Genomic DNA, 12,067 nt, shown 5'->3' with positions numbered 1-12,067 from the left:
GTGGGCAAGGACTCGCGGACCCCAGCCGGCCGGCAGGCCGCGGGTGTCGGTGATATAGGAGCTGGCGTTGGCCACGGTCAGACCAGCGCCGCCAACGACCTGGCGCACCCGGGCGCTCACGGCGTCGTCGAGGACGGGCCCGAAGGCGCGATACCCCGGGGCGACCTGGGCGATCGAAGCCGACAGCTCGGCGATCGTCGCCTCGGCCGCACCCTCGATCGTCGGCACGCCGAGTTCGGCGGCCAGATCCATGAGCACCTGGTTGCGCTTCGAGGACACCCCGTTGGTCAGCGTGTCGATCGTGTCGTCATCGCCGATCTCGTCCAACGTCAGCGACGTGTGGTGGGCCAGCAGGACCCGCACGGCTTCGGCACCGCTCAGGGGAGCATCGACGAGGTCCCCGCCGACCTGCGCAGGTGCCGCGGGTGCGGTCGGTGCAGTCGGAGCCGGGGCGGCGGGCGCCTCGGCGCTCTCGGCGGGGGCGGCCTCGGGAGCCGGCGCGTCCTCCGGCGTGGCCTCGGGGGCTGCCGGGGGCGTCAGCCGCTCGCTATCGGCGACCCGCTCGGCGTCGCGCTCGGTGTTGAGGACCTCGACCATCCGGTCGGCGAAGTCGGGCAGCGCGAGCGTCTTCTCGGCCAGGCCGGCAAGCGTCGGGGCGCTGGCGAGGCCGACCTCGACGACGCGCTCGACCGCGCACCGATCGGCGCGCATGAGCAGATCCTGCGTCTCGATCCACCGCCGGCGAGGCGAACTGCCAGGCCAGCAGCTCGATGAGGAGCGTGCGGGCAACCGCGGTGCGGCCATCGCGCGCGATCGCCGCCTCGACGCCGACCTCGACGAGATCAGCCGCCGCCTGCGAGGGCGCGACCTCGCAGATCGCGCGGGCGAAGTCGTCGCTCAGCTCGAAGGGGCGGGCGACGAGGTTGGGGATGTAGCGTCCCTCGAGGACGTCGACATCGATGTCGTGCGGCATGAGCTCGGCCAGTGTGTCGCGGAAGGCCGGCACACCCGAGCGCAGCCGCGAGGAGTGGAACGGCACGTCGATGCCGGGAATGAGCAGGAAGCTGCGGCGACCCCCCGCGGCGCGGGCGCGCTCGGAGATGTCGGTCTCGAGGGCGCGCAAGCCCGCCAGCGTGCCGGCGACGGTGTACTGGGCACCGAGAAGGTTCTCGTTGACGACCTCGAGGAACTCCCCGCTGGTCTCAGCCACCTCGGCGACGTAGTCGCGCACGCGCTCGGGCGCGATACCGCACTGGTTCGGGCGGATCGCGGCCATCGCGTAGCCGGACACGCCCTCGCTGTCGCGCTCGACGAGCGAGTGCATGGCAGAACCGCGCTGGTAGACGAGGTCGATGACGGCCTCGAGCGGGAAGATATCCGCGCACGCGGCCAGCGCGTTGTATTCGCCCAGCGAGTGACCGGCGAAGTAGGCGTTCGGCGTGAACGTCGCATCGGCGCGCAGCTGCTGGGTCTGGGCGTAGGCGAGGGTCGCCAGCGCCACCTGGGTGAACTGGGTGAGGTTGAGGACGCCCTCGCGGTGACGCACGGTCTCGTTGCCCACGCGGATCTGCTTGGGGTTGTCGCGCACGATCTGGAGGATCGAGAAGCCCAGCGACGAGCGGGTGTGCGCGTCGGCGCGATCCCAGATTTCGCGGGTGAGCGGGGTCAGGTGATCCAGTCCCATGCCCGCGCGCTGGATGCCCTGGCCGGGGTAGACGTAGGCGGTGCGCGGGGCGTCGATGAGGGCGCGCCCGCGCGAGACGACCTCGTCGCCGATCGTCGCCGTCACGGCGATGACGCGCTGCCCGGCAGCTGTGCGGCCCAGGCGCTCGGCGGTCAAGGTGATTTCGTCACCGAGGTTGACCATGCCGAACATCTCGTACGACCACGCGAGGATGCGCGCCGGCTGCTGAGTGCCCTCGATGATGCCGACGCCGGGGACGACCGCGCCACCGGGCGCATCGGCCGCCAGCAGGTGCTGGGCGGTGGCGGAGAGCCACATGCCGTGGACGAGCGGAGCGTCGAGGCCAGCCAGGCGGGCGGCCGCGTAGGAGGTGTGGATGGGGTTGAAGTCGCCCGAGGCGTTGGCAAACGCCGTCATGCCCGAGGGCGCGACGACGCGGGCGCGGCGCCAGAACGAGCGCGGCGTGTCGATGATCTCGGCCCCGCGGGTGAAGTCCGGGCTGGGCTCGGGCGGCAGATCGGTCGTCGCACGCCCGCGGATCGCGAAGCGTTCCGTCAGGTACGCGAACGGTTCATCGCCCGCGAGCAGATCGACGGTGACGGTGACGACGCGCCCCGCCGAAGACTCGGCGACGTCGGCGCAGCGGCCCCGCGTGGTCACCCTCGTGCCCCACGCCGGCTGATCGGCGACGAGCGTGAGCGTGTGATCAAGGTGAACGGCGTTGACCAGGCCCTCGATGACGGGGATGCCGTCGCGCTTGGCGGTCCCCAGCGCCTGGTAAATCGTCGGCCAGCACGCGCCGACGAGGGCGTCGGGGACCTGACGCGCGAGGTGGGCGCGCAGGGCCGAGCCCGTGGCGCGCGCGTGCGTGAGTCCCATCTGCTCGCTCATGGTGAAGGACGAGGTGACGAGCCCCCACGCGTCGTCGGGCGTCACGGGCGGCATCGCCGTCAGCGGGTCGCCGCTGGGCGAGGTCGTCCGATGCCGGCGGCACCGCCGAGCAGGTCGTAGGCCGTCACCGACATGCGGGCCATGTCGACGACGGGGTAGCCACCGGCCTGGCAGCCCGCCGGAACGGTGACGGGAACGTCGACGAGCGCACGGCGTGGGCGTCGACGCCAGCCAGGTCATCCCACGAGGTGTCACAGCACACCCGCAGCACCCAGCCGTCGGCTTCGCGCTCGATCCGGCACGCCTGCCCCAGCGCGAGTGCCGGGTTCGCGACGAGGGTGCCGTTCCACTCCAGGTGGGTGGCCTGGCGCAGGAAGCCTCCTCGTCGGCGCACGAGCCCAGGCGCGAGAAGACCGACGTCGCGCGGGTCCCCGCCGCGGTCAGCTCCTCGGCGAGCGCGTCCTCCCACCGGGTGAACATGTCGCCGACGGGCTCGTTGATCCGGTCGATGCCGGCAACCGACACGGGGCCGGGGATGACGCGCACGGCGTCGGCCGGGAAGCGCGGATCCTCGGACTGCCACAGGGTGTCCGTTCCCCACCAGCGAGCCAGATCGCCGTCGTCGAGGATGGGCACGAACGGCATCGGCTTGGGGTGCTTGCGACACAGAGTCGGGAACCACCGCTGATCCGGCGGGGCGACGCGCTCGGTGTGGGCGCTCGGGTAGGCCTCGAGCAGGCGGGCGAGCGCCGCCGGCGCATCGGCGACGTCGTCAATGGAAGCGAACAGGGTCTCGATCTCGCCCGTCTCCTGGGGGTTCAGGCGGGCCTCGATGCGCTGAAAGACGTCGAGGATGCGGTCCGACCACGTCCAATCCGTCACCGGGTGGGTGAGCGAGACGAGGCGTTCGGCCCACTCGGCGTACGTCATCTCGCCCAGGTCACCGAAGTACGGCTTCGCCGTGCGCGCCAGCGCCTCGATCAGCTCATCGCGACGCGCGGCGATCGCCTCGCGGTCCCCGCCCAGGGACCGAATGAGGCGGGAGGCGCGCGCCGAGGAATTGTCGATCTCGTACATGTCGGCGTCCAGGTGCGACAGGCCCGACGTCATCCCGCCCTTCGACTCGCCGCGACCGAGCCACCCGGTCGGGTCGTCGATGCCCGGGGTATCGCGCAGCAACTCCTTGACCTGAGGCGACGTGCGCGCCTCGGCGGTCGCCATCGCGGCCGTGCCGATCATGACGGCATCGACCGGCATAGGCCGCCGCCCCCACGCGAGCGCCCACCGCCCAGTCAGGTAGTCGGCGGCGCGTTCGGGAGTCCCGATGCCGCCGCCAACGGCGATGACGAGATTTGAGGTGCGCCGCAGATCCGCGTATGTCTCCAGCAGGAGATTGTCGAGGTTGACCCACGAGTGGTGTCCGCCGGCGTGGCCGTCCTCGATCTGGATGATGAGGTCAATGTCGGAGTGGGCGCGGGCGATGTCGATGACCGCGCGAATCTGCTCGGTCGTCCCCGGCTTGAACGCGAGATAGGTGAAGCCGTCGGCGCGCAGCTCGTTGATGAGGGCGTCGGCCTCGTCGGGCTCGGGAATCCCCGCGGCGATGGTCACGGCGTGGAACGGGGCGCCCTGGCGGCGCGCCTTGGGAACGATCTTCGTCACGCCGAACTGGAGGTTCCACATGAAGCGGTCGAAGAACATGGCGTTGAAGCCGACGGCGCGCCCCGGCTCGAGCAGCTCGCGCAGTCCGGCCAGGTGGGTGGAGAACACGTCATCGGAATATTGCCCGCCACCGGCAAGCTCGCTCCAGATGCCGGCGTTCGCGGCCGCGGCGACGATCTCGGGCGTCACCGTCGTTGGCGTCATCCCGGGAAGCATGAGCGGCGACAAGCCCGTCAGGCGCGAAAACGCCGTGTCGAGGACGGTGCGCCCGCTCGGCAGCGTCGCGAGCTTCGGGGCGAAGTCCGCGTAATCGATGCGCTCGGGCAGGTCCCATCCCGGCGTGTCGCACGTCAGCAGCGCATCGGGGCAGCCGGCGTCGATGATCGCCGCGCCGGTGCCCTCCAGCAGCGGAGCGCTCAGCCGCACGAGCGTGTCCGAGGGACCGACATTGACGAACCAGCCGGCACCGGCATCAATCGCCTCGGTGATCTGGTGATCCCAGCGATCCGGCTCGACGAGGATAGCCCGGGCCACGGCCTCGGCCTCACGCGCACTGATTGCCTCCGTCAGCTGCGGGCAGGCGGCGAACCACGCGCGCACCCGCTCGAGGGCACCGTCAAGCAGCGCCGAGTGGAACGGGGCGTCGGTCGGTAGGAAGTCGAAGACCGGCGTCAGCGGGGCACCGCCGTAGCGGCGGGCATCCAGGCCCGCGGTGTAGGCGTCCACCTGCGCCTGGACGGCGCGGCGCAGCGCGAGCAGATCGCGCGGACGCCCGGACCACACGCGTGCGTTCGGCCCGTTGACGACGGCCTCGCTCACGCTCTCGTCAGCCAGCGACGCGACGAGGGTCGGGTCGACGCCGCGGATCGACAGCATCGGCGTGGCCCCCGCGCTCGCGCTCGCGTCGGCCTGTAGGGCCCCCGCATCGGCACCGGCACCGACGAGCAGCGCGACGCCGATCCACGCGGCCACGGCCTCGTCATCGCCGTCGAGAAGTGCCTGTGCGGCACGCGCCCCGAGGATGCCCTGGGAGTGCCCGAGCACGGCAAGCGGGCGATCGTGGGCGGGGTCGAGCCCCGAATCCATGAGCGCGCGCGTGAGCATGAGCTGGGTCAGCGTGATCGCCGGGACGCTCACTCCCACGCTGGTGCGCTCGGGAGCCTCGCCGCCGCGCACGAGCTGAGCAAGTGCATCGCGCGCGCCGGGCGAGGCGAGTTCGCACTCGCGGGCAACCGGCGCGATGAGAGCCGTGGCGCGTTCAAGCGCGGCCTGGGCCACCTCGGCGAGGGCGGGGTCGGCAATCGTGTCGGCGAGAACCGGCTGCCACCGCGATCCCTGGCCGGCCAGCAGCAGGGCGTAGGGGGCGTCGAGCGAAGCGAGAGGCGAAGAGGGCATTGAGGCAGACTCCTTGACAAACCAAACGACGGACAACGATTACGAGGTCGTTACAGGGGCGGGTTCGGACGGACCCGCGGGCTGCGCGCCGGGCGGGGCTTGGCCGCGGTCACCCGCAGCGCATCGATGATGGCCCAGCGGGTTTCGCCCGGATCGACGAGACCGTCGAGCTCTCCCGTTTGCAGGGCACGATCGGGCGAGATCTCGCTGGCGCGCCACTGCTCGATGTAGTGGGCGCGCTGGGCCGCGACGTCGACGCCGGGCGCTCGGCGGCGGCCAGGGACTTGCCGTGGAGGATGTCGACGGCTCCCTCGGCCCCCATGACGGCGATTTCGGCGCCCGGCCACGCCAGCGCGACGTCGGCACCAAGCGACTTCGAGCCCATGACGATGTAGGCCCCGCCATAGGCCTTGCGGACGATGACGGTGACGAGGGGCACGGACGCGGAGGCGTAGGCCGTGATGAGCTTGGCCCCGCGGCGGATGATGCCCGCGCGCTCCTGCTCGGAGCCGGGGCGATAGCCGGGAACGTCGACGAGGGTCACGACGGGCAGGCCGAACGTGTCGCACAGGGTGACGAAGCGGGCGGCCTTCTCGGAGGCGGCGACGTCGAGGGTGCCGGCGTCGACGTTGGGCTGGTTGGCGACGATGCCGACCGCGCGCCCGTCGATGCAGGCGAAGCCGACGACGACCGAGGCGGCGAAGTGCTCGTGGATCTCGACGAACTCGCCGTAGTCGACGAGCGCCTCGATGACGTCGCGCATGTCGTAGGCCTGCTTGGCGCCTTCGGGAACGAGGTCGCCGACGCGGCGGGCGTGGGCCTCGCCGATGTCGTCACCGTCGAAGGCGTAGCGCGGGGCGGCCTCGCCGCAGTGCGAGGGCAGGTAGCTGAGCACGGCGCGGGCCGCATCCAGCGATTCGCGCTCGCCGTCGATCACCATGTGGGCGACGCCGGAGACCGAGCCGTGCATGTCGGCGCCGCCGAGGTCGGCGGAGCTGATCTTTTCGCCCGTCGCCGCCTGGACGACCTTGGGGCCGGTGACGAACATGTAGGAGGCCTCGCGCTCCATGATGACGATGTCGGTGAGCGCGGGACCGTAGACGGCCCCGCCCGCGCACGGGCCGAGCACCACCGAGATCTGCGGGATGACCCCGGAGGCTTCGGTCGCCAGCGCGAAAATCTGGCCGTAGCGCGCCAGCGAGGTCACGCCGTCCTGGATGCGGGCGCCGCCGGAGTCGAGGAGGGCGAACAGCGGCAGGCGTCGGTCGATGGCCTGGCGCATGAGGCGGGCGATCTTCTCGCCCTCAATGTCGCCGAGCGAGCCGCCGCGCACCGAGAAATCCTGCGCGTACACGGCGACCTCGCGCCCACCGATGCGTCCGAAGCCCGTGATGACGCCCGAGCCGAGGAAGTCGGCCGGAGTCGCGGCGCCGGCGAAGCGGTCGGTCTCGCGCAGCGAGCCCTCGTCGAGGAGGTGGTCAAGGCGTTCGCGTGCCGTCATGCGTCCGCGCGGGTGCTGGCGCTCGCGCGCCCGCTTCTCCGCTTCGGCCGCCAGTTCGTCGCTGCGGCGAGCGAACTCGGCGCGGGTGAGCGTGGGCGATGACAAGGGCAGGACGTGGGCGGTCGACATGGTGTCCTCCTTCGTGAACTAGGCGGTCTCGTCGGGCGTGATCGTGGCGAGGAGGTCACCGCCGGCAACCGAATCACCGGCCGAGACGCGCAGCTCGGTGAGCGTGCCGGTGACCTGGGCGTGCAGGGGTTTCTCCATCTTCATGGCTTCGAGGACGACGATGAGATCGCCCTCGGCGACGTGGCTTCCCTCGTCGACGGCGACGCGGGTGACGGCGGCCGCCAGCGGGGCGACAATCCGGGTCGGATCGTCGGAAGACGCGGCCGGGGTCGAGCGGCGGGCAGCGCGCAGGGGTTGGCGCTCGCGCGGGCTAGTCGATGCCGCCGGCGTGGCGGCAAACAGCGCGGGCGGCAGGGCGATGCTGACGCGGCGGCCATCGATCTCGACGGTGAATTCGCGCAGCTCCTCGGGGGTACTCGGTGCCGCGGCGGCGGGAGCGTCGTCGCCGACGAGGCTGTCGAGGAGGCCGGAGTCGGCCAGCCACGTCGTGAAGACGCGCGGGGTCTCGGAGGCAAAGTCGGGGTGGGCGAGGATGGCGTCGATGAGCGGAACCGACGTCGGGATCCCCGTCGCGCGGAACTCGCGCACGGCCTCGCGCGTGCGCGCGATGGCCTCGGCGCGGGTCGGGGCCGAGACGATGATCTTGCCGATAAGCGAGTCGTAGGCCGTCGTGATGTCGTCGCCGGGGCGCAGGTAGGTGTCGATGCGGACTCCCGGGCCGCCCGGCCACTCAAGGGTGTCCACTCGCCCCGCGCTCGGCATGAGGCCCGCTGCCGGATCCTCGCTGGTGACGCGGATTTCGATGGCGTGGCCGCGCGGGTCACCCGGGCGCGACAGCTCCAGGCCCGAGGCGATCCGCAGCTGCTCGGCGACGAGGTCGATCCCGCACACCTCTTCGGACACCGTGTGTTCGACCTGTAGGCGCGGGTTGACCTCGAGGAAGTAGAAGTCGCGTTCGGGGGTGAACAGGAACTCGCACGTGCCCACGCCGACGTAGCCGGCGGCCTCGAACAGCGCGCGCGACCAGCGTTCGAGGTCGGCCAGCTCGGCCTGCGTCAGGCCCGGGGCGGGGGCCTCCTCGACGACCTTTTGGTTGCGGCGCTGAACCGTGCAGTCGCGCGTGCCGACGAGGCAGAAGGTGCCGTGGCTATCGCGCATCCCCTGGGTTTCGATGTGGCGCGCGCCGGTCAGACACCGCTCGACGAACGTCACGTCGAGGCTGGTCGGGTCGGCATCGGCGAGGAAGCGACGCGCCGCCTCGGCGTCATCGAGGCGGGTGATGCCGACGCCACCACCCGAGTCGGCGCGCTTGGTCACGAGCGGATAGCCGGCGGACGCGCCCAGGTCGAGCAGCGTCTTTTCGGGGTTATCGCGCTCGCCGAGAGCACCCGTGATCCCGGGGATGACGGGGACGCCACAGCCGGTCGCCAGGGCGCGCGCGGAAATCTTGTCGCCGAGCGCGGCGATCGCCTCGGGGGCGGGGCCAATCCACGTCAGGCCGGCGTCGATGACGGCCCGGGCGAAGTCGGCGTTTTCTGACAGGAACCCGTAGCCAGGGTGAATGGCCGCAGCGCCCGAGCGCTTCGCGAGGTCGAGCAGACCGTCGGGGTTGACGTAGGTGGCCACGGCATCGAGTCCGTCGAGGGCGAGGGCCTCATCGGCCAGTCGCGCCGCCAGCGAATCGCGGTCGGAGGGGGCGTAGGGCACGATGGAGCGCACTCCCAGGCGACGGGTGGTGCGTACGACGCGGGCGGCGATCTCGCCGCGGTTGGCGATAAGGACGGACTCGATCACGCGGTCTCACACTCCTTCGGCGTCAGGGCCAGGTCGGCCGCCGTCACGGTGACGCGCCCGGCCTCGGTATCGAGAATCAGCGCGGCGGTCTCGGTGATCCCCGCGATATGCCCGCGAACGGTCGTGCCGTCGGCCAGGCTGGCGCGGGCGGGGCTGCCGATGCCGGCCAGGGCGTCGAGATAGGCGGCGCGGGTGGTCGTGGGTGACTCGGCGAGGAGCTCGGTCAGCTCGGTGCGCACGGCGTCGAGAAGTTGGGCGCGGGCGTCACCGGGGAACCACGCGGCAGGAACGGCGCCGGCCTCTGCGGGCGCGTGGGCGGGGACGGTGCCGATGTTGACGCCGATACCGACGAGGACCCGGTGCATCCCGCCGGCAACGTCGACGTGTTCGCTGAGGATGCCGGCGACCTTGCGTGCGTCGATGAGGACGTCGTTCGGCCACTTCACCGAGATCTCGCCCTCGTCGCCGCGACCCGGGGCAGTGGCGAGGGAGCGGGCGAGCGCCAGGCCAGCGCGCGCGGACACCCAGGGCAGGCCGGCTGAGTCGGTCACAACGAGCAGAGACGTCAGCAGGCTCGTCCCGGCGTCGTCGGCCCACGTGCGCTGGTAGCGGCCGCGTCCGGCCCGCTGATGAGCGGCAACAACGCCCCACAGGGGAGCGGGCGTGCCCAGGTCCGCGAGGCGGGCACGCGCATAGCTCTGCGTCGAGTCGACCTCGTCGACCCACTCGGTGTGCCACTGCGACATCTGCTCACCTCCCGCACATCCGGTCTCGTGCCTTCATCGTCGAAGGGGCACGAAATGTGAGCAAATACGTACATGTCATACGTGGATGTCGATACGAAACTGCATCGATCGAGGTCGCGCGGTGCCGCGCACGCCCACGCGGGGGCGATGGTATGGGGCGGGCCTACTCGGTCACGTCGTGACGAAGCCGGCGCCGCCGCGGTGCCGACGCCGCAAACAGCAGCAACACGAGGGTCTCGATGATGTCGCGCGAGAACGACCCGGCCACCCCCGTCTCGTCGGGATCGGGCGGGGCCTCGCCCTCGAGGTCCTCGGGCTCGGTCAGGGCGTAGCTGAGGTCGGTGATCCCCAGCGCGGCCGCGCGCGCGTGCAGCTCGGCGAGCTCGCGCTCATGGTGGCGCCTGGCCGCGTCGCGCCACTCGTGGATCGCCGCGCCGCGAAGAATGATGGCGATGGCCGAGTGGACGATCGGGCGCACCGGCGTCGTCAGCTCGCGTCCGGCCGCGTGCAACACCGAGACGACGACTTCGGACATCTTGTCGATGAACGCCTTGTTGACCCCGCTCAGGTCGACGCCCCACGCGGGGTCGCGCACGGCCCGCGTCATCAGCTCGGTGTGGATGAGGTAAAGCGACGTGCCAAAACCGATCGAGTCGATGGCCTCGAAAAGGAAACGGCGAATCGCCTCGATCTGTTCGGACTCGGGGGCCTTGGGCTTGACCCGCTCCCCGCGGGTGCGCCACCGCTCGCACAGCTGGGTAAAGGTGTCGGCCAGGCGGGTGTATTCCTCCTCGGCCAGGGCGGCGAAGAGTTCCTCCTTCGTCGAGAAGTTCGAGTAGAACGCGCCGCGGGTGAAGCCCGCGCGGTGACAGATCTTCTCGACCGAGCAGTTCTCGGCACCCTCGGTGACGATGACGTCGCGGCACGCGGCGATCAACCGATCCTGGGTATCCAGCCGAGAATTGGCTCGAGCCTCTTTCCTCCTCACCCGGCCCATTTTAGGCCATCGTTGCCGTCGGCCCGGGCTGGCGGGAATGAATTAATAGACCTCGAAGCCGCGGGCGCGGAAAATGTCGCGCGCGGCCTCGGCCTCCTCCTTCGACGGGGGCATGGTCTCGGAGAGCTCGTAGGCGATCCCGAGCCGCTCCCACTTGTCCTCACCCATCTTGTGGAACGGCAGCACCTCGACCCGCTCGACCGTGCCGCTCCAGCGCGCGGCAATATCCGCGGCGGCCTCAATGTTTGCCGGGTCGTCGGTGAGGCCGGGAACGAGGACGAAGCGAATCCACTTCTTGACCCCGGCCGCGTGCAGCCGGTCGCCGAACGCGATTGTCGGGGCCAGCTCCTTGCCCGTCACGCGCTGATACGTCTCGGGGATCCCCGACTTGATGTCCAGCAGTACGAGGTCGATGTTGCTCAGCTCGTCGTCGGGAATCGACGCACCCAGGAAGCCGCACGAGTCGACGGTCGTGTGGACGCCGCGGGCGTGGACCTCGCGCAGGAGGTTACGCAGGAACATCGACTGCAACATGGGTTCGCCGCCCGAGAACGTCACGCCGCCCCCGGTCGCGTCGTAAATGGTCTTGTACCGCATGATGCGGTCGATGGCGTCGGACAGGAGGATCGGGTGGCCGTCGCGCGTCTTCCACGTGTCGGGATTGTGACAGTACAGGCAGCGCAGCTGGCAGCCGGCGAAGAACATCGTCAACCGGGTGCCGGGGCCGTCGACGGCGGTGACGAGTTCCCACGAGTGCACCGACCCCAGCTCGCCCAGGCGCACGCTGACGACGTGGTCGTGGTGGCTCATGAGGGGCGCGTCGGGAATCCCGGCCAGGCCGGTTCCGCGCAGCCGGGGAACGGCCTCCTCCAACGGTTCGGGGCGATATTCGCCCGTCGTCCCGTCGGCACTGATCCTCGGGGTTGGCAAAGACTCAGCCACGTTTCCTCCCTAAAACGATGCGCCGGGAGCGCATGAGCTCCCGGCGCATCGTCACGTTGTCTTAGCGGCCCTCGTGGAAGGTACGCGAGATGACGTCGAGCTGCTGCTCGCGGGTGAGGCGAACGAAGTTCACCGCGTAGCCCGACACGCGCACGGTCAGCTGCGGGTACTTCTCGGGGTTCTCCATCGCGTCTTCCAGCGTCTCACGGTTGAGGACGTTGATGTTCGCGTGGTACAGGCCCTTCACGCCGCCGGCTTCAGCGCGCGAGGCCTTCATCGACGCCAGACGCTCATCGAAGGTTTTGATCGCCATGATTACTCCTTGT

General features: G+C 70.7%; 7 protein-coding genes and 2 pseudogenes. All 9 read right to left on the bottom strand.

All coding sequences use genetic code 11. The features are described 5' to 3' along the window. Positions 1–547 precede the first annotated feature (547 nt). Complete coding sequence (locus H8R18_RS09395) at positions 548–2,101, bottom strand: acyltransferase domain-containing protein (protein WP_265087418.1); 1,554 nt, start codon at positions 2,099–2,101, stop codon at positions 548–550. A 598-nt stretch (positions 2,102–2,699) separates the two neighbouring features. Further along, positions 2,700–2,969, bottom strand: coding sequence for a hypothetical protein (locus H8R18_RS09800; RefSeq protein WP_476738964.1), 270 nt, complete (start codon positions 2,967–2,969; stop codon positions 2,700–2,702). A 143-nt stretch (positions 2,970–3,112) separates the two neighbouring features. Further along, a pseudogene (locus H8R18_RS09385) lies at positions 3,113–4,258 on the bottom strand (fatty acid synthase subunit beta domain-containing protein); the annotation flags it as partial. Positions 4,259–5,682: 1,424 nt separating this feature from the next. After that, positions 5,683–7,262, bottom strand: a pseudogene (locus tag H8R18_RS08435) (acyl-CoA carboxylase subunit beta). Positions 7,263–7,280: 18 nt separating this feature from the next. Continuing rightward, on the bottom strand, positions 7,281–9,056 hold the full coding sequence (locus H8R18_RS08430) for an acetyl/propionyl/methylcrotonyl-CoA carboxylase subunit alpha (protein WP_191071581.1): 1,776 nt from the start codon (positions 9,054–9,056) through the stop codon (positions 7,281–7,283). Then, the gene (locus H8R18_RS08425) at positions 9,053–9,802 is read right to left on the bottom strand and encodes a biotin--[acetyl-CoA-carboxylase] ligase (RefSeq protein WP_191071580.1); all 750 of its coding nucleotides are present in this window, start codon (positions 9,800–9,802) and stop codon (positions 9,053–9,055) included. The genes H8R18_RS08430 and H8R18_RS08425 overlap by 4 nt, the downstream gene beginning before the upstream one ends. 163 nt (positions 9,803–9,965) lie before the next feature. Further along, on the bottom strand, positions 9,966–10,790 hold the full coding sequence (locus H8R18_RS08420; RefSeq protein WP_191071579.1) for a TetR/AcrR family transcriptional regulator: 825 nt from the start codon (positions 10,788–10,790) through the stop codon (positions 9,966–9,968). Positions 10,791–10,841: 51 nt separating this feature from the next. Further along, on the bottom strand, positions 10,842–11,741 hold the full coding sequence (gene pflA, locus H8R18_RS08415; protein WP_191071578.1) for a pyruvate formate-lyase-activating protein: 900 nt from the start codon (positions 11,739–11,741) through the stop codon (positions 10,842–10,844). A gap of 61 nt (positions 11,742–11,802) precedes the next feature. Next, positions 11,803–12,054: an autonomous glycyl radical cofactor GrcA2 gene (gene grcA2 / locus H8R18_RS08410; protein ID WP_191071577.1), complete on the bottom strand. Its 252-nt coding sequence runs from the start codon at positions 12,052–12,054 to the stop codon at positions 11,803–11,805. Positions 12,055–12,067 lie beyond the last annotated feature (13 nt).

The organism is Nanchangia anserum (assembly GCF_015240065.1).
Lineage (GTDB): Bacteria > Actinomycetota > Actinomycetes > Actinomycetales > Actinomycetaceae > Nanchangia > Nanchangia anserum.
This window is presented reverse-complemented; position numbering and strand designations above follow the sequence as displayed.

Coding starts and splice junctions, on each gene's coding strand:
- H8R18_RS09395 (WP_265087418.1), bottom strand. CDS start 2,101: ATGACGGCGTTTGCCAACGCCTCGGGCGACTTCAACCCCATCCACACC.
- H8R18_RS08425 (WP_191071580.1), bottom strand. CDS start 9,802: ATGTCGCAGTGGCACACCGAGTGGGTCGACGAGGTCGACTCGACGCAG.
- grcA2 (WP_191071577.1), bottom strand. CDS start 12,054: ATGGCGATCAAAACCTTCGATGAGCGTCTGGCGTCGATGAAGGCCTCG.